The organism is Micromonospora sp. SH-82, from assembly GCF_051132485.1.
Taxonomy (GTDB): Bacteria; Actinomycetota; Actinomycetes; order Mycobacteriales; family Micromonosporaceae; genus Micromonospora.
In genome coordinates this window covers 3,210,756-3,232,352 of record NZ_CP148049.1, presented here as the reverse complement: position 1 = coordinate 3,232,352, position 21,597 = coordinate 3,210,756, and the positions used below count along the sequence as shown (strand labels likewise).

Sequence of the window (21,597 nt, the reverse complement as noted above, 5' to 3'; positions counted from 1 at the left end):
TGGATCAAGGCTTCTGAGCTGGGGAAACTTGCCCGCGAAGGGTCCACGCTCACGGCCGTCACGACGGAGCCTTCGCCGAAGGTCTACAGGATCGCCGGCCCGTGATCGGTGATGTCCCGGCTGCAGCCGACGACATCGAGCGACCGGCGTAGGTTCTCGCGGAGGGTGCCCAGGTCGCAGAACAGGATCGAGTCCGTGTTCTGGTCGATGATATCGCCGAGCTGGGTACGGAGCCGCAGCAGCTTCGCCGGGCGGGCGTCGACGATGAAGACGCTGTACTGGACGCGGTCGCCGTACGATTCGAGCTTCTTGGCTACCTTCGTGCGGCGCATATCGTCGGTGATGTCGTAGGCGACGAGGAAGCGCCGTACGTCCTCCAGGCTCATCGGATTCTAATTCCCTGGTAGCGGGGTTGGGTTCCGTCGATGACTCCCAGCACGAGTCGTGCCTGGATCTCCATCGCCCGCCGCCACGTGACGTCGTACCCGAACAGGGGGTGACGGAAGGTGCCGGTGACGCGACGTTCGTAGCCGGAGATCAGGGCTTTGCGTCCGCGTTCGCCGATCCGTGTCGTGCCGAGCACGGTGGAGAAGTCGCGGGCGCGGATCTCGCCGTTGTTGAATGCGGTGACGACGACCGAGTCGGCGACGGGTGCCCGGAACTCCTCGACCAGGTCGAGTGCGAGCGCGGGTTTGCTGCGTCCGCTGCTGTGGAGGAACCCGGCGTGCGGGTCGAGGCCGCAGGCGACGACGGCCCGGAGGGTGTCGGCGGTGAGGAGGCCGTAGCAGAAGTTCAGGGCGGCGTTGATCGGGTCGCGGGCGGGACGTCGGGTCCGGGTGGAGAAGCTCAACTCCTCGGCGGTGACGACCTGTGGTCGGAGCATGGTGAGGAAGTGTTCGAAGTAGCGCGCTGCCGCGTCGCCTTCGATGCCGAAGAGGTCGGTCAACGACGGCGCTTCGAGGGCCTCCCGCTGGAGGGTCCGCAGCCGTGTCACGACGGTCGGGGCGTCGCCGTGGCGACGGAGCATCGTCGCCTGGTTGGCGACTTTCGCGGCCACGAACTGTCGGGCCAGGTCGATGCGCCCGTTGTGGGATGCGACGTGTTGGAGCACCCGTGGACCGCCGTTGGGGCCTTGCGCTGCCCGCGCCCATCCGGTGACCCGGCCCGAACTGCTGCACCACACGACGGAGAGGCTGCGCCAGAGCACCTCCCGGATGAGGCCGCTGGAGAGGTCGACGTTGCCGTGCACGACCACCCCCTGCACGCGTTCGATCGGGAAGGTGCCGAGTTTCTCGCCGCTCTTGCTGACCTCGATCCGTCCGCGGGCGACGTAGGCCCGTGAGCCTGGTGTGGTGAGGTGCAGGACCTGCGTGTCCGGGTCGGCCACGACGATCCGGCGGGTCACCGGCGCGAGGGGGCGTTCGTCGGGGAGGCAGACGGTGATGTGGGAGCACCGGGAGCAGCGCCGGTCGTCTTCCAGCGGGGGTGGTGCCTGCTCGGCGGCGAGGGTGAGTGCGGTGGCCGTCACCATCTCCCGGGCGAGCGCCATGTCGGGTGCGGACACCGGTACGTCCACCCGGGTGCGGTGGTTGATGAAGTAGATCGCCTGCCCGGCGACCGGGTAGCCCATGTCGGTGAGGGCGCCGGACAGGAGGGCGACCTGGATTCGCATCGGTTCGGTGACTTCGGGTCGGCGCCGGACCGGGGTGGCTTTGTGTTCGATGACGGTCATGGCGGCGTCGTCGTCGAGTTCGACGGTGTCGCAGCGTCCGATGACGCCGAGGTCGTGGCTGGCGACCTCGACCGCCCGGTAGCGCTGGGACCGTGACCCGGTGGGGTCGTCGGCGGGCAGGTGGGCCTGGATGCCGACAGCCACCTGGTGGGTGTCGGTGGTCTCCCCGACGGCTTCCAGCCAGGCCCTGCGCGGGCAGAACGCGTGGTGTGCGACGAGGCTGATGGGGATCAGCTCACGCATCAGCGGTGCCCGATTCGGAGGAAGTCACCGAGCATGGCCCGGCGTTCGGGTGCGCTGTCGCTGCCGAAGCGGTGCACGGGGAACCTGATGACTGTGGTGACACCTCGGCTGGCCAACCACTCGCGGGCGGATTCCCGGCGGGCCGTGTCGTCGTGGAGGTTTCGGCCGGTTTCCTTCGGGTCGAGGCCGGTGGCCGCGAATCGGGCCAGGTGCCGGCTGGCGAGGACCGTCCGGTGCCGGGCCGTGCGCCACCGGCCCTGCCAGACGGGTACGAGGAAGTAGCCGGCGGTTCCTCGTCCGATGTGCCCGCTGGTGGTCGCGAACCCGGTGGTGCGGTGGGCGATGGGGAACTGGGAAATGCCCCACAACGCGCACCAGGCCAGGGCGTTGTCGGTGGGTCCCGGTGCGGCAAACCCGGTGGGGGTGCGGCTGGCGGGTTGATCCTTGCCGATTTCGTCGCGGTTGCTGCGGCCAAGCAGGCCGTCGATGACTCCGGTGGCAGTCCGAGCGGCGACTGCGGTGGCGAGTGGGCGGATCCGGTTGCCGACGAACTCGGACCCCTGGTTGCGGGGTTGCATCTCGAGGCGGCTGGCGCCGTCGTCCTGGAGTCGTTGGCCCTGCTTGTTGCGTCGCCAGTAGCTGGGTTCGCCGAGGGCGGCGAGCAGCCGCAGGTCGAGTAGTGCCCGGCTGTCGGTGAGCTGGTCGAGGACCTGGTGGCGCCGGTCCTGCAGGGTTCGCCAGCCGTCCCGTTCGGGGATGACACTGATGCGGGGGCTCATCAGCGCGCGGTTCTCGCCGTCGGTGAGGGGTCGCCTCGGCCAGCTGTCGGGGGCGTCGCGGCGGGCGGCGTGGCGGCGTACGGTCTCACCGAGGGTTTCTTCGGTGGCCTGTGTCGTGCTCAGTACCGGCCGGGGGGTCATGCCCGAGGTCCACGACAGCCGTACGTCGTCGAGGCCTTCGTCTTCGGCGATCGCGGCGAGTCCGTAGAGGGCGAGGTGGGAGAGCATCGTCGTCGGGTCGGCGGTCGCCAGTACGAAGTCGGTCATGATCCCTCCGCGGAGACCTGTCCGTCGGCGGCGCGGAGCAGTGCCTCCAGGTAGGCGCAGCCCCACACTCCCCAACGGGTGTGTGTGCGTTCGATCAGTTCGTCCCACAGGCCCTCGTCGAAGAGGGTGGTGGTGATCTCGTCGGCGGTGTCGACGAGTTGCCCGCTGGTGTGGGGGAAGCCGTGGCGGCCGTGTCCGTGGCTGGTGCCGACGAGTCGGGCCACCAGTTCCCGGCTGTCGTCGTCGAGGGCGGACAGGGCGGGCCAGGCGCGGGTCACGGAGAGTTGCTCGTGTCGCCAGCCGGTCGGCAGGCCCGAGGCGGTGCGTAGCCGTCGGATGGTGCGGATGTCCCGTACCCCACTCTTGGCCAGGGGTTCGATCGGGGCGGGGCCGTCGCGCAACGACCGTTGGAACCGGTCGTCGGCTTTCCCGTCGTCGTGGTGCAGGCCCGCGAGGCGCAGCGCTTCCACCAGGTCGGCGGGGAGGCCGAGCCGGTCGGCGACGGTGGCGGCCCGGTCGGCGACGGCGTCGGCGTGCTGGCGGAGGGGGACGGGCCTGCGGCGCGGGGTCCAGGTCTGTCGGAGTTCCGCGTCGATGGTCGCCCGGCGCAGGTCGACGACGATCATGCGGACGAGTTCCGGCCTGTCGTCGTCGGGGTCCTGCCAGTGCAGGGTCACCTCGGCCTCGGCCCGCTCCTTGGCCGGGCGGTCGAGCAGGTCGGCGGCGGCTGCCACCATCGGCTGTGGGGTCAGCTCGGTGCGGTGGACGCGCAGCAGTCGGGCGATCTCGATCGGGTCGGGTTCGGCCGGGTCGACGGCGTCGGCGACGGCGTCGAGGAACCGGCGGTGCGCGGCGGTGTCCCGCTCGGTGCGGAGTACGACCTCACCGGGTTCCGGGGCGTCGAGGGCGTCGAGCACGTCGTCGACCCGTTGGGTGCCGTCCGGGTCGGGTACCCCGGCGGTGAACAGGGCGGTGGTGTCGTCGATGACGATCTGGTCGCCGGGGCGCAACCGGTCGTCGTCGATCAGCGGACGGGGTGCGTCGTCGCCGGGCCGGACCAGCACGGAGCCCGGCTTCAGCCGCCCTCTAATCAGTGTGGCCTTGCGGATCGAGACCGGGAACACCTCGTACGGTCGGGGTGGCAGCTTCTCGATCAGTCGGACGGCGTCGGGTTCGGTGGCGGGCAGGGCGCGTCGGACGACGAGGCCGATCTCGTGGTCGGGTTCGTCGAGGTCGTCGGAGAGCCACAGGTCCAGGTCGTCCTGGTCGGCGGCGAGGTCGTCGCTGGTGCGGGCGAGGTGCCAGGTCTGGGCCAGTTCGAGGCGTTGCAGGAGGTCCCGCCGCAGCGCCGGTACCGGGGGTCGGGGGTCCCGGATCGCCCACGGCGCCAACCCGGCCTGGTCGCCGGACTGCCGCTGCAACAGCCAGGTGTGGGCGGCGGTCAGGTCGTCCGGCTGGTACGGGCCGGACCGGGCGCCGGGAGGCAGGTCGGCTGCCGGCACCACCACGCTGACCTCGGTGGCACGCCGTCCGAGCCGGTTGACCCGGCCGGCCCGCTGGGCGAGGGCCCCGCCGGGGGCCAGTTCCGTCACGGCTGCGGCCAGGTCCAGGTCGACCCCGACCTCCAGGCTCTGGGTGCTGACCAGCACGTCGACCTGCGGGTCGCCGCCGATGGTGAGCAGGGTCGACGCCGGTGGCCGGAGGCGGGCCACGTCGTGGGGTCGCAGCCGCCCGCAGATCAGCTCCGTGGCCATGCCCCGGGTACGGAGTTCCTCGGCGACAGCGGCGGCGACCGGGACGCTGTTGACGAAACACCCGACGGTCGGCCCGTACGCCTCACGCAGGCGCACGGCCTCGTCGGCCAGGGCGGTGACGCCCGCCTTGCGGGCAGGTCCGGTCGACGGGATCGGCCACGACGCCAGCGGCAGGAGGGTCAACGGTTTGGGGGCGGTCAGCCGTTGCCACAGCGCCTCGTCGACGGCCAGGTCGTCGGCGTCGACGCCGACCGCCACCCCGGCGTCGACGCGGGGGGTGGCGGTGGTCTCGACCACCTGGAGGGCCGGAACGTCGAGGGGTCTGTCGGCGATCACGGCCAGTTCGGCGACTCGGCGGGCGGTGGTCACCAACTGCTGGGACAGGTGAGCCTCGTCGATGACGACGACGGTGTCGTACGCGAGCAGACCGGCCTCGCGGGGCCACGCCTGCGGCCGGGACCCGTAGCCGGACAGCAGCAGCCGGGAACCCCACATGTCGGGGGTGGCGCAGAGCACCGCGCAGCCGGCCGGGTCGTCGAGCCATGCCCGCGACGGCGGGGCACCGCCCCGCAGCAGCGCTGTGGACAGCGCCGCTGCAGGGTCCGGTCGTCCGACGCGCAGGGATTCGAGGGCGGCGCGTACCCGGGCGAGGACGGTGAGGTCCCCTCGGGCCTGCGCCAGGTGCCGGGCGACGGACCGGGCGTGTTCGTGCTGGTCGTCGACGAGGGCCCGCCGGTCGACGACCAGGGCCAGTCGGCGCGGCACCCGGACCGGGTGACCGGCGGCCATCAGCGCCACAGCGAAGACGTGGACGTCGATGACGCTGGTCTTGCCCGCGCCGGTGGGGGCAACGAGCTGGTCCGGCCACCGACCGGTACCCAGGATGTGGTCGAGCAGTCGCTCCTGCCAGCGGAACGGCCGGTGTCCACCCCGGACGGCGGCGAAGAAGGCACCGAAGTCGGTGCGGTCGAGGCTCACCGGGCGAGCCTGCGGGCGATGTCGGCGGGCAGGTCCCTCGGCACGAGCAGACCCCCACCGAGGTGCCGGCTCTGCCCGATCGCGGCGACCGTCCGAGGGCCGGTCAGGTCGCCGAGGGTGAGCACCGCCCGGTAGGGCTGGATCGTCGCGTCCGAGTTCACCTTGTGGACGTACCGGCCGACGTCGCCATCCATCACCCGGATCGCCGACTCGACCCGGACCCCGCGCGCGACGGCAGCGTCCGCCAACGCACGGTAGCGGGCGTCGCCGCGCCCGGGTGCGGAGAACTCGTGCCGCCACACCATGGCGACCGACAGGGCGGTGGCGTCCGCGAGGGACCAGGGGCCGCCGCGCGGCGGTCGGGTCTCCGGAACGGCGACCGGGTCGGTCTGCCACCACCGTTCGGTGCCGGCGGCGGGTTCCGGCCAGAAGGTGTCGGCGGGGATCTCCACCGGCGGCTCCACAGTGAAGGGGCCGGCGGCGACCTTGACGTGCCGCAGCCGTTGCACCGCCATCCGGATCAGGGTCAGGTCGACCTCGCTCGCAGACCGGGGCAGGAGCAGGGCCAGCGCGGCACCGCCGACGTGCGGTGTGTCCGGGCCGAGGAACTGGATGGCGCACCTGTTGCTCGGCCGGGGCACAGCCTGTTCGTATGCGCCGGTCAGGACCGCCGGTGCGCCGTCTCCCACGAGCGCGACGAGCGCCCGGTGCACCGCGACCGCGTACCGGACCCGCAGGTGCGGGTGGACCGGCCTGTTCATCCGGAACAGCAACACCGACGTCCACGGCGTCGGGGGTGGCGGCGGTTCCGGCGAGACGTACCGGCCGACGCCGAGGCCGTTCGTCACGACGGGCGGCGGGGCGGTCTTCTCGCTCGACCGGTGGGCGTCGTTTCGCAGCGGTGGGGGAACCGACGTGTCGTGGTGCGCCGCCTCCAGCGCGTCGACCCGACCGGCCGTGGCCACCGCCAGGTCCAGGCCCTCGCCGGTGAACAGGCCGGCGTCCCGGTCGAGGCGGTGGGTCGGCTCGGCCTCGGACACCGACAGCCGTACCGGCGACTCACTGGTGCCCAGGTACGGCACCTCGGGGCAGAGCGCGACCAGCGCGGCCACCACCGACGCGGGCGGAGCCTGCTCCCACGTCCAGGCGAACCGTTCGGCCACCGCGATCCCGCTGACCGCGGGCTTGCCGACCAGTTTCTCCGACAGCGGTCCACGGCCTTCCTTGACGATCAGCCCTTCCTTCCGGTACGCCGTCGCCGCACCGTCGTTGCGGAGGGTCTCCGGCACGGCGAGGCCGTCCGGTGGGTTCGTCTCCAGCCAGCGCAACGCGTCCCGGTCCGTGTCGCACGGGCGCAGCCCGTCCCCGTCGGGGACCGCCCGGACGCCCTGCGCCGCCGCGCAGAGCAGGGCGGCGTGCAGCCGCGCCGGTGACGGCAGCGCATCGAGCTGCCCGCTGCCCACGTGCCCCTTGTAGACGCCGAGGAGGGGCTCGGCGACGATCGCGAAGCTCACGAGTTGTCGTCCGTGTCCGCCGCACCGGAGACGATGTCCGGGCTGCCGTCGACCCGCATCGCGAGGCCGGACCAGCTGATGTCGGCGGCCTTCTCCGCATGGGCGAGCGCCTCGGCCAGCAGCAGGTCGGCGTCGTCGATGCCGAGCGGCTCGACGTCCAGGAACACTCCGCCCCGCTGGTCGATCCGGGCCTTCGGGGCCTCGGCCTCGACGAGGTCGCAGTTCGCCCGCAGGTACAGTTCGGCGTCCGAGCGGGCCAGGGCGCTGAGCGCCAACGCGGCCAACAGTGCCCGGCACGCGGCGTCGCCCTCGCCACCGGCACCGAAGCGCATCTGCCGCAGGGTGGCGAAGGACAACACGTGGGTACGCAGGATCGTGTCGCAGGCGACCCCCGCCAACTGGTCCAACGTGGGCGGGATGCCACCGAGGCCGAGCGGGGAGGCCGACTTCGTCTCGCCGGCCTTGATGCCGTTGGCCGCCTTGACGATCTCGCCGAAGGTGGACGGGCTGAGCTCCGCCTGCTGCCGGGTGGCGGTGTCGGCCATCGCCGTCTTCCCGAGGTTGATCTGCATACCCACCGGGTCGACCCGGGCTCCGCCCCGCAGCCCCGGCTCGGGCCGGGTCAGCGCGCCGCTGCGGTCCCGGCTCGCGGCGACGAACCCGATGATCTCCCCGACCAGGGCGCTGCGCCACCGACCCTGTCGGGTGCGCCGGCTGGAGTCCCAGCCACCGAAGATCAACGTCACCGGGCTCGTCTCCAACAGTGCCCGCGCGTTCGCCGGGGTCGCGTCCCGAACCGCCCGGTACGCCGCCGTCTGGGTGGTGGGCTGACCGTCGATGCTGCCGGCCCGGATGTGCCCGTCGAAGACCCGATGTGGCAGCGTCAGGTCGTAGTGGCGTTCGACAGCCCCGTCCCGTTCGTAGGTGACCCGCACGTGCGGCACCCGGGACAGCAGCGGATGCCGGTCCTCGATCGCCTGGGCGAGGGTCGACTCGGCCCGGTTGAGCTGGGACTGCTTCGAGTCGATCACCACCGCGTACCGGCTCTCCTCACCGAGGTACCGCTGCTCGTACGCGTACACCCCGCCCTTCTTGCCGCGCTCGGCGAACTTGGCCGGTGCGACGGAGGTGTGCCGACCGCCGGCCGGTTCCAACACGGTGGTCGACGTGAGACAACTGGAACCACCCGGCGAACCCGCCGCAAGCAACAACCCCAGATCGATCGAACGCACTCAAGACTCCCTTCGACAGTCGAACCACCTCCTGGTGGCCGACTCCTGGCTACTTGATGGTCTTTGGTCAGATGACTCTATGGAGACGACCCTGCACGCGGCGTACGCCACGCCGAGCCTGTCGCGTCGTGGTTGCCGAGCCGACCGACCTGCATCACACTGCACGGCAGGTAGGGGTGCCCTTCATTGAGGCTTGATCGTCTTGGCCTGCGACCGATGGGAGTCTGGTTGCACCCCTCCCCACACTTCGACGACCGCGGTCAGCCGCTTGTCGTCTCCTCCCCAGTAGAGGCCGAAGTGGGGCTGGGCACGGAACATGACCTCCTCCTCCGACAGCGGGCCTGCCGGGTGATGGCTCAGGCACAGCGGGGTGCAGGTCTTCCGGGACGGCTGACCTTCGGCTGGCTGGGGAGCGTCGCAGCAGGATCCCCCGGTCCGACCGTAAGGCCGCCACCAGGGACGACCGGTGCAGGTGGCCCAGCCGAGGCCCGGACGAGCCGGGTGACAGTGACCCCCGCCGATCCACACCGCGAGCCGACCGTGGTCGATCAACCACTGCGCCGCCTGGACCACGGTCCGAGCCTCACGGTCGCTCAGGTCATCAGGGGGTTGCAGAAGCAACACACACATCGGCCGTCCGAACCCCGACGCGAGCACCCGCCCCAGCCCGAGTGCACGCACCTCGGGCGGATGCCGCCGAGTGTGTGGCCCCGAACCGACCAGAGAGCCGGTCGCCAAGTCAGCAAGACAGTGACCATAGTAGACATTACTGGCGGCATGCGCTATCGCAAGTGCCCGAACAGCGGCAGGCGCGGCACCGCCCGACGCGGCGGAACCCTCTGCTCCAGGAAGCCACGCAGGGAGCAACTGCCCCGCCACCGCCTCCATCCCGTCCAGGCTGGCAGTGACCACCGCGTGCCGACTCCACCCTCGCGCAATCCGCTGAACCAAGACCGCTGGCACGTCGGACGGCGAAACCGCCACCGCAAGGTCCACATCGCTTGGACAGAAATCCTCGATCCAGACGACCCGATCGGTCGGAAGCTTCGAAAGAGCAGGGGCCAACGCTTCACCTTGCTTGAAAGGGCGGGGATCATCCATCCTGACGAGACACCCAACACAGCGACAATCGCCCATACGCCGATGCTTCACCACGGTCGGACACCGGTCGATGACCGATGAACCGCATTCCCTCATCCCACCGATGCGGGGCCTGCCGACCAACTCCCGCCCTCACACCCCGAGTGGCCAGTTCGCCCATACCAGCTGGACCGCACCGGCGGCCGCATGCGCCTCGCGCTGGGCCGATCGGTGGGCTCCGCCGGGCACCGGAAGAAGACTGGAACGGAACCTACGACCCGGGACCCTCGTTCCCGCACCCGCACCGGCCGTCGCGGCTGGGACGTGGATGGACGTCCGGATCGGGTACGCGTCCGGCACCACCACCCCCGCGCCCTCGACCCGACCGACCCCTCCTCCGCCCAACAGCAAGGAAACTCGTGGACCGCTCGGCCGGCGCCGTCAAGGTAGTCGTTGGTGATCGACTTCGGCGGGAGGGAGTAAGGCAGGTGCACCCCCTGGCAACCCGACGGGTGCCGACCTCGTCGAACCGACAGGAGCGGTCCGCCCACTGCCCCTGCCCATCGGTCAGGCCACTCCGATGCGCCGCACGCCCACCCCAACGGCCCGACACCCCAACCGGTTACGGCCTCAGCTCACATTCATGTCCGAACCTGGGTCCCCATGAAGGGCAAATCTGACGAACAACCTCTTCGTAGCCTGGCGACGTGGGGCAGGCCGTCCAACCAGACCTCGATGAAGGGCAGCTCCGAGAGAACCTGCGGCCCGTGATCGCGCTCGCGGTGACGGTCGGGTAGTCGCAGCCTCAATGAAGGGCAGCTCCGGGAGGAGCTGCGGCGACGATGCTGAAAGCCCTCGCACACCTGCAGTTCAAGCCTCAATGAAGGGCAGCTCCGGGAGGAACTGCGGCGATTGCCATGGGCCTCGGGGTGCAGGAAGTGAATGGCGGCGCCTCAATGAAGGGCAGCTCCGGGAGGAGCTGCGGCTGGGTCAGGATTCTACCGGTCCTGACCTGCTCCTGGGCTGTGCTACGGCGAAGGGTCCGCTCCGCCGACATGAGCGTCGCCTCCCACGACCAAGGTCATCGGACACGCTGGCAATCTGAGCTGGGGAAACACCCCCGCGAAGGGTCCGCGCTCACCGGCGGGACGACGGAGCCTTCGCCGTTGGCCTCCAGATCGCCGTGACCTGTTCGTGTCCAAGCAACATCGTCCACTCGTCCGCAGTTCAACGTCGAGGTTGGGTAGATGGTCGTAGAGAGCGGTGGACCGATCGCGGCGGTGCCATCAGTCTGACGCCTCGGTCTCGACGAGCACGGTGGAACCATTGGCTGCTTTGCGTACGTGGAGACGCGACGGTATGCGCCTGCGCAACTCGGCGACGTGGCTGACGAGTCCAACGGTGCGACCTCCGGCGCGCAGGCCGTCGAGAACGTCGAGTACCTGGTCGAGTGCCTCTTGGTCGAGTGTCCCGAACCCCTCGTCGACGAAGAGGCTGCCGAGTTGGGTGCCCCCTGCTTCGGCGAGGACTACGTCGCTCAGCCCGAGGGCCAAGCACAGGGATACCAGGAAGGTCTCTCCCCCGGAGAGGGTAGAGGGGCGTCGTTCCTGACCCGTCCAGGCGTCGACGATGGACAGACCGAGGCCGTTTCGGCCGGCGCGGCGGCCGGTGTCCGACTCGGTTACGTGGCGCAGCAGGTAGCGGTTGTGGGTCACCTGTCCGAGTCGGGTGTTCGCGGCTGTCACGACGTGTCGGAACCGGTGGGTCAGCACATAGGTGGAGAGGGTCATCCGGATGTTGCTGTCGGTGCTTTTGCCCTCGACGAGTTGGGCGAGCCGGTTGGCGACCTCGTACTCGGCGCGGATGGGTCTCCAGCGAGCGAGGGCTTCGGTCAGGTCGGGAGTCAACTCGCTCAGTCGGACGTGCTGTCCGACGGCAAGGCTGTGCTGGGTCTGCAGTTCGGTGGCCTGCAGTCGGGACGCCTGGTATGCCTGTTCGCTGCCTTCGACGTCCGGGGGTGGTTCGTGGGCGGCGGCGAGCAGCGCAGGGTCCTGCACTCGTCCTGTGATCTTGTGGTGGTCGGCGTCGAAGGCCTCGATCTGCTCCTGTAGTACGAGGACCTCGAATTCGGACAGGGCCGCTGCGCGGGCTGCCGCAGTGTCGGCGAACTCCGACCGGTGTAGGTGATCGTCCGCTACGCGTTGCGCGTCGGCGAGTTCCTTCGCTGCCTGTCGCCACTCCCTCAGGTTGGTTGCTGCGGTCCCGACCTCAGCGATCTCCTCGGTCAGTCGTGTGACCCGTACTCGCAGGCTCTTGTCCTCACCCCGGATGGCGTCGATGGTCTCGTCGAGTTCGGTGATCTGGGCGGTGAGGGTGGCCAGCTGGGTTCTCGCCGTAGCCTCCTCACGGCCGACCTCGGCGGCCTCGTCGTGTTGCTCGCTCAGCAGTACGTCGAGGGTTTCCAGTTGGGCGCTGAGGGAGTCGGCCAGTTTGCTGGCCTCGGTCGCAGTCCGGACCGCCTTGCGTGCCTCGGTGACCGCCGACTTCGCCTGTGCTGTCGTCAGGTCGCCGACGGCTTCGGTGATCTCCTGGAGCTGGGCGTTGATACGTCCCACGGTGATCTCGGCGGTGCGCCTTTCATCGAGCCGTCTCCCCGCCTCGGCTTTGGCGTGCTCTTCGTCAGCGGCGGTGACGGCGTCGGCGGCGGCTTGTGCGGGTTCGGGATGGTCCGGGGAGCCACAGACTCCGCAGGGCTGCCCGGGCCGGAGTTCGCCGGCGAGTTCCGCCGCCATTCCGGCCAGCCGGCGCTGCCGTACATCGAGGTGATGGTCCTCTGCAGCCTGGTGGCGGTCGGTGGCGGTATGCCGTTCCTCTTCGGCGGTCGGCAGCTTGGCGGTGAGGTCGTCGCGCCGTTTGCATGTCTTGGCCCGCTGCTGTGCCTCGGTCAGCAGAAGTTCGGCGGTAGCGTGGCCGGCCGATTCCATGAGAGCCTGCTCGTGCCGGGCGGTGACCTCGACCCGTTCGAGGGGTAGTTCGGCCAGCAGGCTCGTGACCTTCTCGGTCCGGCCGGCCAGGTCTTCGAGCTTCTTGCCGACAATCGTCCGCTGACGCAACAGGGTCGTACGTCGGGCCTCGCTCTCGATCGCCCCCTGGGCCGCGTGTAGTTGCTCGTTGCGGGTCCGCTCGGCGCGGTTCAGCGTTTCGGGGTCGAGCTCGGCGACGTCGACGGCGGGCACGCCGTCCTCCGAGAGCGTCAGCGGGCCTTCCGGCAGCAAGACCACGTCGGTGGGCAGCCGTGTGAGGTGTTCGATCGTCGTGCGGCGGACCTGCTCCAGGTCACTCTGCCTGCGGTCGACCTGGTCGAGGTGCGGTGTCAGCGTCGCTGACTCGCGGGCCAGGTCGAGCTGACGTTTCCATTCGTCACGTTCCGGCCTGCGCAGGGTCAGCTCGTCGCGCTGTTGGACCGCTGTCCGGTAGTCCCGCTGCTGGCCTGCCAGGGTTGTGGCTGACTGCCGGGCCCTGTCGAGGCGTTGTTCCTCGGCGGTCGCTTCGGCCACGCTCGTGGTCAGGGCATCGACCAGGTGGCCGATCCGGGTCTGGTGGGAGGTGGCCCACTGTTCGAGCTCGCCCAGGGTGCCGGGTGTGTCGAGATCGGCGGGCGCCTCCACCTTGATCACCTCTGCGAGGCGTTGAGTCAGGTCGCGGATCGTTTCGAGGGCGCCGCGGTCTTGTTGGCCGAGCTGCGTACGGTGCTCGGCCAGCCACCGCTCGGCACTGGTGAAGACCTCGATGTCGAAGAGGCGCCGCAGGAGCCCCTGCCGGTCGTCGGGGGATGCCTGCAGGAACTTGGCGAACCCGCCCTGGGGCAGCAGGACCACCTGGCAGAACTGCACGGCTTCGAGGCTGGTCTCCGCCCTGATGAGGGCGGCGGCTTCCTGGTGGTTCCCGGTGACGAACTCGGTCCGGTCCGGTAGCTGTTCGACGATCTCGACTCGTGCCGTCGCCCGGGTCGTCCCGCTGCCCCGCTTCCGGGGACGGACCCACTCTGGAGTGCGGGTGATCAGCAGGCGCCGGTTGGTCAGGGTGACGTCCAGTTCGACGCGGGGGCCGAGACCGGCGGCAGCGTGGTGGGAGTGCAGTGACTTGGCGTCGTCCCGGAAGCCGGGCACGACTCCGTAGAGGGCGAAGCAGATCCCGTCCAGGATCGTGGTCTTACCTGCGCCGGTGTCCCCGTGGATCAGGAACAGGCCGTCGGCCGTCAGAGTGTCGAAGTCGACGCTGACCGTCGTGGGAAACGGTCCGAACGCGGTCATGGTCAGTCGGTGAAGTCGCATCAGCGGGTCGCCTCCAGTCGGCGCAGCTCGTCGAAGGTGCGGTGGAGCAATGCGGCCTCGTCGCTGTCGGCGGACCGACCCCGAACCTCGGAGACGAAGTCGAGTGCCACCTCCACTGGAGACATCTGGTCGAGCGCGGTGAGATCCCGGTGACCAAACTCGGCGGTCAGCCCCGGGATGACCAGCTTCAGCAGATGCGGGAACCGGTCCTTGAGCCGCTCGTGCGGTGACATCGGCCGGATCCGGTCTGTGAGGGTCGCCTCGAGCCAACACTCCTCGTACTCGCTGAAGGCAGGGCTGTTGAGCAGCTCGTCGACGGTGCCGGTGATCCGGGCCATCCGTCTCGGTACCGGCGCGGGGATCTCCTGGACACGGCTCATCCCTTGGGGTCCGAGATCGACGAGGTAGGACGACTTGATGTGGGTGGCCTCGGAGAAGCTGAACGCCAGCGGCGAGCCGCTGTACCGCAACCCGTCGGCCAGGCGCTGCCGTCCGTGGAGGTGCCCGAGCGCCACGTAGTCGACGCCCCCGAACACCGCGCCGGGAACGTGCTGCACCCCACCCACGCTGATGTCCCGCTCGGTGTCACAGCCCTGCCCGCCGGAGACGAAGGCGTGGGCCATGACGACCGACCGATGATCGGGGCGGGCAGCCAGGTCCGACCGGACCCGACCCATCGCGGCTTGCAGCGCCGCCGCGTGGCTACGATCCTCGACCCCCCAGTCGGCCACCACCGCCGTCGGTTCCAGGAACGGAATCGGATAGCACGCCACCTTCGACGTCCCATCGTCGAAGAGCACCGGCGTGCCCACTGCGCCCGTGCCCACCCGGACGTGGACCCCTGCCCGCTCCAGTAACCGGGAACTGACCCCCAGGCGCGCCGGCGAATCATGGTTTCCCGCGATGACGACGACCTTGGTCTCCGCCTCCAGGGCGAGTCGGGTCTGCGCCTGGTCCCACAGACCGACCGCGTCAGGCGGCGGCACCGCCCGGTCGTAGAGGTCACCGGCGATGAGCACCGCGTCGACTCGTTCGTCGCGAGCAACCTCGACGAGGTGATCGATGAATGCCTGATGTGCATCGTGCAGGCTGAGCCCGTGCAGATGACGCCCCAGATGCCAGTCCGAAGTGTGAAGGAAACGCACGAGCGGTGACGCTAGGACACCCCCCAACGGCAGCACATCACCCCAGCCGACCACACTCCCGGCCGAAAATCGGGAGTGTCCCGACGGCCGAACGGCCGGTTGTCTGATATGGCCGGCGGCACTTTCCACTTCACCACCACGATCTCCGACTATGTGGTTGTCGCCGGGGGCGTCCATGCCTCGCCGACAGGCCTCGCAGCCTCAGGATCGACTGACGCCGCCATGTCGGTTAGGCGACAAAGGTTGTGAACCGCAAAGGCCGGACGGCATGATCCAACCTTCGCGAGCCGTACACGCGAATAGCCAAGCCGTACGTTGACTGACAGCCGAACGACGTTCGGCGAAGGGGCAAGGGTGTCTGACCCGGACGTCACGACCATGACCGACGCCGCAGGTCGAGATCTGGTGATCGTTGCGCTGTCCGGCGTCCAGTCGTTCATCGCCGAGTCCCGCACCACCTCGGACCTCCATGCGGCCAGTCAGATCGTCGGCCGCTTGGCGTCCACGGCCGCCGAGGTCTGCGCCGCGACCACGGGTGCCACCGTCGTCTTCCCGGCGACGGCGCACGCCAGCGCGGCCGACGACAACACGGTGGCCGTACCCAACCGGGTGGTGGCGCTGGTTCCCGCCGGCAGCGGTGCACAGGTCGCAGAGGCTGCCGCAGCCGCGGTCCGCAGGCAGTGGGCCGACTGGGTCAACGAAACCGTCGGCCGTGACGTGCCCACCCCTGGCATGCCGAGTGTGCAGTGGGTTGCGATTCCGGCCGGGCACAGCGGCTATGCCCCGCAGTGGAAGCTGGCCAACGAGACGCTTGCCGCACGGAAGCGGATCCGTGACTTTCCCGGTGACGGTCAGTGCGAGTGGACCGGCCGAAGAATCTGCGAACAGAGCCCTCGCTGGCCGGCTGAGGACAACCGGCCGCCTGGTACACCCCCGCACGAAACCGACGTGCTCAGCGCCGCGAACTGGGTCAAACGCCGATGGAAGCGAGGACCCGGCACCTCCGGTGAGGAGCGTGTCGGTTTCCCGTCCACCTTCTCCATCGCCTCCGCCCCCTACCGTCAGCTCATCATCAACAGGCTCGACGAGAAAGGCGTCCAACAGGCGGTCACCGCCCTTCGGGACGCGGTCGTGCCGTTGACCCGCAGGCGGGAGTCGGCGGTTTCTGGCCTGGTCGTCCCGTCCGACACGGCGCATGCCGAACTGGCCCGCTGGCTCGTCGATTCGGCGGGCCCCTGGGTCTATCCGAGTGCCTGGAACGCCCGCCGGCTGCGTCGCGACCACGGCCGGGGCGACCAAGACCAGCGGGACTTCAGCCACCACGCCACGGCAGGCCGTTCCGCCGTCGAAGGGCTCGCCGACGCGCTACAAGGCCTCGTACCACCGGCATACCTCGCAGTCGTTGCCCAAGACCTCGACGGGATGGGCCGGTTCCTCAGCGGCACCGCAGCGGTGAGCGCCGCGACACACCGGCAGATCTCGGCGCGGCTCTCCGAGCTGGCCGGTACCCAGCGGGTGGCCTTGCGCGCACCCCGACTGTTCGGCGTACCCGTCTACACCGGGGGTGACGACCTGCTGGCCTTCGCGCCGGCCGCCACCGCGCTCGACGTCGCCAGCACCTGCCATGAACTGGTGCCGCTCGACGCCCTGCCTACCGCCAGCACTGCGGTCCTGTATTTCCACAGCGGTTCATCGCTGCGGCGCGCGGTTGCGGAAGTGACCCAGTTGCTGCACGACGCGAAGGAGAGCCACCCGGACAAGCATGCGCTGGCGGTCGGATTCCTACGCCGCAGCGGCGCTCGGGAAAGCACCATTCAGCCCTGGACGCCCACCCCGGAGCCGGCCACCGGCGTTGCGCCCGACCACACAGCCGCAGACCTGCTCGCGGTCTTCACCGCAGGTGCCGTGCACCAGCGGCTGTCTCCTCAGCTCCTCGGTGAGTTGACCCGTGACGCCAGCGAGTTCGCCGACCGGAACCTACCCGAGGAACTCTACGAAGCGGAGCTGAGCCGACTGGCCGTCCGGCACGGCGGCACGGCGGCGGATGGGAAAGCCCTGGCTCGCCTCGGCCATCTGGAACGGGCCGGCCTGGGACGTGGCAGCGACGGACGACGTACGCCGGAGCGGGCCGCTCGAGTCGCGGTGTTCCTGCGGCAGGAAGCCCTGCCACTACCCGCTGAGGACAGGGAGACCGACCGGTGAGCAGCACGCGACGCTGGTTGGCCCTCACTCCTCGCGACGCGCTGCTGGTTCGCGACGGTCGCCAGTTCGACGCCGGACCGGACGCGTCAGCCGAGCCGGCTTTCCCCCGCCCGAGTACCGTCGGTGGTGCGGCCCTCAGCGCATACGGCCAGGAGCCCGAAGAGATCCGCGGCCCGGTTCTCGCCCGTTGGCATCGGGGTGGTTGGTGGACGTCGTACTTCCCAGCGCCGGCCGACCTGGTCCGTCTTCCTGACGACCCTGGTCTGGTCACCCGGTTACGCCCGGCCCCGTCGGGCGGCATCACGGATCTCGGTGACGGCTCCCCGCTGTTGATGATCGGCGAGGGCGACCCGTTGAACGGGTGGTTGACCTCGGAAACCCTCGGTGGCTACCTGCGCGGCGAACTCATCGACTCAGATCACCTCCACCGCAGGGTCGACGAACTCGACCTGGCCTTCGTCCGTGACGATCCGGACCTCGATCCTGGGCCGCTGGCCCGCGAACCACGGATCGGCCTCGGTCGCACCCCGCATCGGGTCGCTCAGGAAGGGCTGCTCTACCAGGCGACATTCCTGCGACCGGTGGACGGGGTCGCACTGCTCGCCGAGTGCGTACTGCCGGCCACCTGGCAGCGGACAGCCACCGGACCGGTGACACTCGGAGGGCGCGGTCGGCTGGCGGACGTGGCTGAAGTGGACGGGGTCAGCTGGCCTGAGCCACCGAAGGGGTTCCCCGCCGGCCGGGTGTTGGTCTACGTGGCCACGCCGGCGATCTGGCCCGACGGCTGGCGCATCACCGTTCCGCCCCGTGCCCGACTGATGGCCGCCGCTGTCGGGCCGCCGGAGCCGATCGCCACCGGCTCGCCGCGCTCCGCGGGTGGAGTACGGGCCACCCGCGCGCTGCGTTGGGCGGTCCCGCCCGGCTCGGTCTACCTGTTGCAGTTCGACAGCGCGGACGCGGCGGCGGACTGGGCGGTAGGTGACGGGGAACGTCCGGGTGTGCACGGGACCGCATACGGGCGGCCCCACCACGACCGGCTACGGACGGCGGGTTTCGGAGTGATCCTGACAGGAGTGTGGTCGTGAGGGAGATGCTGCTCTACCTGTATGCCGAGTCGCCCGTGCATGCCGGGGCGTCCGACAGCCTCGGGGTTTTGGACCTGCCGGTGCAGCGGGAGGCCACCACCCGGTACCCGGTGATCTGGGGACAGAGCCTCAAGGGTGCGCTGCGCCAGGCAGCACTGGATGCCGGTCTCGACGAGCTGGTGGTGCCGGTCTTCGGCTCACCGGTTCGGGGTTCCGGGGACGCCGAGGTCGAGTTGAGCGCGGGCCGGTTGACCGTCGGCGATGCGCAGGTGGTGGCGATGCCGGTGCCGACCTTGCAACGTACCTTCGCATGGGTCACCTCCGAGTTGGCGCTGTACCGTCTGGCCCGCAAGTACGCCCGCCTCGGGACGAGCGGGCTGCCGCAACCGAGTCGGATCGCCCCCGAGGGCGGGGTCGCCGCATCGAGTACGTGGACTGGTACCGGCAGTGCGGGTAACCAGGTGTTGGGGCCGTGCCTGGTCGAGCTGGGTGACGCACCGGATCGGCTGTTGCGGCACTGGGCCGCCCAGCTCGCCACCGACGTCCTCGGCGGTGTCGACAGCGACGCCCCCCTGGTGGCGCTCGGCGACAAGCTCCGCGAGGACCTGCTCGCTGTCGGGTCGGACGTGATGCCGATTCTGCTTACCGAGTGCACCGAGTTCGTCGCCCGAGTGCAGCTCAAGGAGGGCAAGACCGTGCAGCACGGCCCCTTTCACAGTGAGTACCTGCCCTCGGAGACGATCCTCGCCGCCTCGTTGACGCTACGCCCGATGCCACCCACCGGTGGACTGACGACCGACGATGCCGTCGAGTTCCTTCGTGATCTGCTGCACGACAGGCTGATCCAGGTCGGAGGAGACGAGACGATCGGCAAGGGCCTGGTCTGGGCGCGGCTGCTGCGCGCGGAGGACGTCAAGCCCGTGCCCGATCCGACGACCACGGACGACACGGTGGAGGCCGGCCGGTGAGCGGTCAGGTCCGTCGGGTCGACCAGCAGATGGCTTCGGCCGCAGCGGCCATGCTGCCAGAGAAGATCACCAAGGAGTTACGCACCCGCTACCGCCAGCTCCCCGTACAGATCCGAATGTCCGGGATGGCAGCCACCTACGCCTATCTGCTGGGCAAGAGCACGGACAGCGACCTGGGCCGGGCCTACCGAAGAGTCGCGGAGGGGATCCGGCATCACCTCACCACCCGCAGCGGGCTGGTCGACGGGGCCAAGGCCAACACCGGTGAGAAGCTCCTGCACGCCCTCGCCGACCTGGACCCGTCGGTCTACGCCCGAGCCTCAGCAGAGGTGCAGGCCCTCGCGGGCTGGTTGGGCAGGCTCGCCGAAGCACGCTGGATCGCCACCGGCGGCGACACGAAACGCAACGCCAGCCGCAACGCGGACGGCGGTGCGCAAGGTGACGCCGACGACGAGACGCCCGGCGGAGGCCAACGGTGAGTCATCCAAGCCGAAGAGCGGCCGGACCGATCGGCAGAGTCGTGTGGACCAAGGACCTGCTGGTCCGTGGGCACGGCGGGGCGTTGGGCTCTGGAGCGAATCCCCTCGTCGTGCTGCATCGTGCAGCGTTCGTCAACGGGATGGGGGTGTTCGACACCGACACGGAGGCTGCGGTGCTGCGGTGGGCCGCCGACTTCGACCTGGGTCAGGAGACCGGCCTGCTCGCAGTGGCTGCCGAACGGCGCGACCGGGCGCTGAGAGTGCTGGTCGGTCGGAGCGAGGGCAGGCTGGTGAGGAAGCGCCTGAAGGTCACCCCACAGTGGCGGATGGCCATCGGTGTGGGTAACCGCCTCAACCCGTATGAAATCGGTGTGTCCCTACATGGCACCTACGGCTGCCCGGTCATTCCCGGCTCCACCCTCAAGGGTCTGACCTGTGCATGGGCCCGCGAATGCGGCATCGATCGGGACGACGCGGAACGGTTCGACAGGATCTTCGGGCTCCCCCGGGTCCGAGTCGCCACGGAAACCGCCGAGGGGGTCTCTGCACCGGTGGACGGCGACAGTGCCGCCAAAGGCAGCGTGATCTTCCTCGACGGGCTGCCTGTCGACGGCCCGGTCAGCGTCATCCGTGACGTGGTCACCCCGCACCAGCAGCCGTACTACAGTCCGAGCCAGCGGCAGGCACCGGGCGAGCACCACCAGCCGATTCCCAGCGCGTTCCTGGTGGTGGACGGCGGCGCCTTCGCCCTCGACTTCGTCGGCCCAGACGAGGACGTCGCGGCTGTTGCGCGATGGTGTGCCACCGCGCTGGACGAGCTGGGTGTCGGAGCCAAGACCTCGGCCGGATACGGATACCTGTCCGTCCGGGAGGGCCAGCCGTGACGGTGCACCTCATATCCGTTGGATGCAGCGTGCTGAACGCATTCCACCGACCACGCGAGTTCTTCGGAGACATCCATCCGGTCATCACCCGCCACAAGCCGCAGCACGTGCTCGATGATGTCGGCACCAGCACCGCCGCCATGAGCGACAGGTTGACCGTCTGGTTCGGCGTAGGAGGCGACCTCCCAACTACGCAGGCCAACCTGATCCGCGCGGTCGAGGCAGACCGGTGGCCGGTGAAGGTATGCGCCGAGATGGAGACCTTCCACCGGGTGACCGGGCGACGCCGCATCGCCGATGACGATCTAGTGGTGCTTCTCGCCACCGACACCGTCGACGGCCTCGTCTCGGGCATGTGGGCTGCTGTCGGCCTGGCCGGGGGCGCACCCGAACGGATCCGCTTCGTCGACACCCCAGGCAGTATCACGCCGCAGCCCGGGGTGGCCATCGTCCGCGTGCCGCACCTGGACGCGAGCAACGAATCGGGGTTCGCCAAAGCGATGTCCGGACTCGGGTCACTGGGCCAGGCCCTGCTACCCGGACCGCACGGACCAGCCGAGACCTTTCACTTTCATCTCTCTGGTGGCTTCAAAGCAGCCATCCCCTACCTGATCGGGCTGGCAGAAGGACTGCGGTCCTTCCCCGACACGCAGGTCACCGCCGTCGAGGCGCACATGCTGCACGACACCAGTGACCGAGTCATCCGGCTGCCCCTACGCAAACTCGACTACTCAAGAGTCCGCAAGGAGTTGGCCTGCTTCACGCCCGACGGCTCGTGTAACCGACCGCCGAACCCCACGACCATGAACGGATACGCGTACGAGGCCGACCCGGACGGCCGACGCTTCAGCCTCACTCCGTTCGGCGTCGGTCTGCGTACCCTCATGGGTATCGCATCCGAGCCGATCGGCAGAGGCTGAC

General features: G+C 69.7%; 14 protein-coding genes. 6 read left to right on the top strand and 8 right to left on the bottom strand.

Features of this window, described 5'->3' with window-relative positions; genetic code table 11:
• Window positions 1-83: 83 nt before the first annotated feature.
• The 8 genes from cas2 to WHN02_RS14795 form a co-directional block, all read right to left on the bottom strand.
• Entirely contained in the window at window positions 84-386 is a 303-nt protein-coding gene (cas2, locus tag WHN02_RS14830) for a CRISPR-associated endonuclease Cas2 (protein WP_434739329.1), read from the bottom strand.
• On the bottom strand, window positions 383-1,975 hold the full coding sequence (gene cas1, locus WHN02_RS14825; protein ID WP_434739328.1) for a CRISPR-associated endonuclease Cas1: 1,593 nt from the start codon (window positions 1,973-1,975) through the stop codon (window positions 383-385). Before cas1 ends, cas2 begins: the two co-directional genes overlap by 4 nt.
• Window positions 1,975-3,021 carry a hypothetical protein gene (locus tag WHN02_RS14820; protein ID WP_434739327.1) on the bottom strand — a complete coding sequence of 349 codons (1,047 nt, stop codon included), beginning with the start codon at window positions 3,019-3,021 and terminating at the stop codon, window positions 1,975-1,977. The genes cas1 and WHN02_RS14820 overlap by 1 nt, the downstream gene beginning before the upstream one ends.
• Window positions 3,018-5,753 (bottom strand): type I-G CRISPR-associated helicase/endonuclease Cas3g, encoded by a 2,736-nt coding sequence (gene cas3g / locus WHN02_RS14815; protein WP_434739326.1) that lies wholly within the window; start codon window positions 5,751-5,753, stop codon window positions 3,018-3,020. Before cas3g ends, WHN02_RS14820 begins: the two co-directional genes overlap by 4 nt.
• Window positions 5,750-7,267, bottom strand: coding sequence for a type I-G CRISPR-associated protein Csb2 (gene csb2 / locus WHN02_RS14810; RefSeq protein ID WP_434739325.1), 1,518 nt, complete (start codon window positions 7,265-7,267; stop codon window positions 5,750-5,752). Before csb2 ends, cas3g begins: the two co-directional genes overlap by 4 nt.
• On the bottom strand, window positions 7,264-8,499 hold the full coding sequence (cas7g, locus tag WHN02_RS14805; protein ID WP_434739324.1) for a type I-G CRISPR-associated RAMP protein Csb1/Cas7g: 1,236 nt from the start codon (window positions 8,497-8,499) through the stop codon (window positions 7,264-7,266). The genes csb2 and cas7g overlap by 4 nt, the downstream gene beginning before the upstream one ends.
• Before the next feature lie 2,366 nt (window positions 8,500-10,865).
• Window positions 10,866-13,892 (bottom strand): AAA family ATPase, encoded by a 3,027-nt coding sequence (locus WHN02_RS14800; RefSeq protein ID WP_434739323.1) that lies wholly within the window; start codon window positions 13,890-13,892, stop codon window positions 10,866-10,868.
• Between the two features lie 20 nt (window positions 13,893-13,912).
• A complete protein-coding gene (locus tag WHN02_RS14795) occupies window positions 13,913-15,187 on the bottom strand; it encodes an exonuclease SbcCD subunit D (protein WP_434739322.1) in 1,275 nt (424 codons plus the stop codon).
• 249 nt (window positions 15,188-15,436) lie between these two features.
• Here WHN02_RS14795 and WHN02_RS14790 point away from each other — a divergent pair, with 249 nt between their 5' ends.
• The 6 genes from WHN02_RS14790 (at window position 15,437) to WHN02_RS14765 (ending at window position 21,596) form a co-directional block, all read left to right on the top strand.
• Window positions 15,437-17,260 carry a Cas10/Cmr2 second palm domain-containing protein gene (locus tag WHN02_RS14790; protein ID WP_434739321.1) on the top strand — a complete coding sequence of 608 codons (1,824 nt, stop codon included), beginning with the start codon at window positions 15,437-15,439 and terminating at the stop codon, window positions 17,258-17,260.
• Complete coding sequence (locus WHN02_RS14785; protein WP_434739320.1) at window positions 17,257-18,345, top strand: type III-B CRISPR module-associated Cmr3 family protein; 1,089 nt, start codon at window positions 17,257-17,259, stop codon at window positions 18,343-18,345. The genes WHN02_RS14790 and WHN02_RS14785 overlap by 4 nt, the downstream gene beginning before the upstream one ends.
• Before the next feature lie 5 nt (window positions 18,346-18,350).
• Window positions 18,351-19,313 carry a type III-B CRISPR module RAMP protein Cmr4 gene (gene cmr4 / locus WHN02_RS14780; RefSeq protein WP_434743966.1) on the top strand — a complete coding sequence of 321 codons (963 nt, stop codon included), beginning with the start codon at window positions 18,351-18,353 and terminating at the stop codon, window positions 19,311-19,313.
• Window positions 19,310-19,792: a type III-B CRISPR module-associated protein Cmr5 gene (locus WHN02_RS14775; RefSeq protein ID WP_434739319.1), complete on the top strand. Its 483-nt coding sequence runs from the start codon at window positions 19,310-19,312 to the stop codon at window positions 19,790-19,792. The genes cmr4 and WHN02_RS14775 overlap by 4 nt, the downstream gene beginning before the upstream one ends.
• A gap of 110 nt (window positions 19,793-19,902) precedes the next feature.
• Entirely contained in the window at window positions 19,903-20,676 is a 774-nt protein-coding gene (gene cmr6, locus WHN02_RS14770) for a type III-B CRISPR module RAMP protein Cmr6 (protein WP_434739318.1), read from the top strand.
• Window positions 20,673-21,596: a hypothetical protein gene (locus WHN02_RS14765; protein WP_434739317.1), complete on the top strand. Its 924-nt coding sequence runs from the start codon at window positions 20,673-20,675 to the stop codon at window positions 21,594-21,596. The genes cmr6 and WHN02_RS14765 overlap by 4 nt, the downstream gene beginning before the upstream one ends.
• The last annotated feature ends 1 nt before the right edge of the window (window position 21,597 follow it).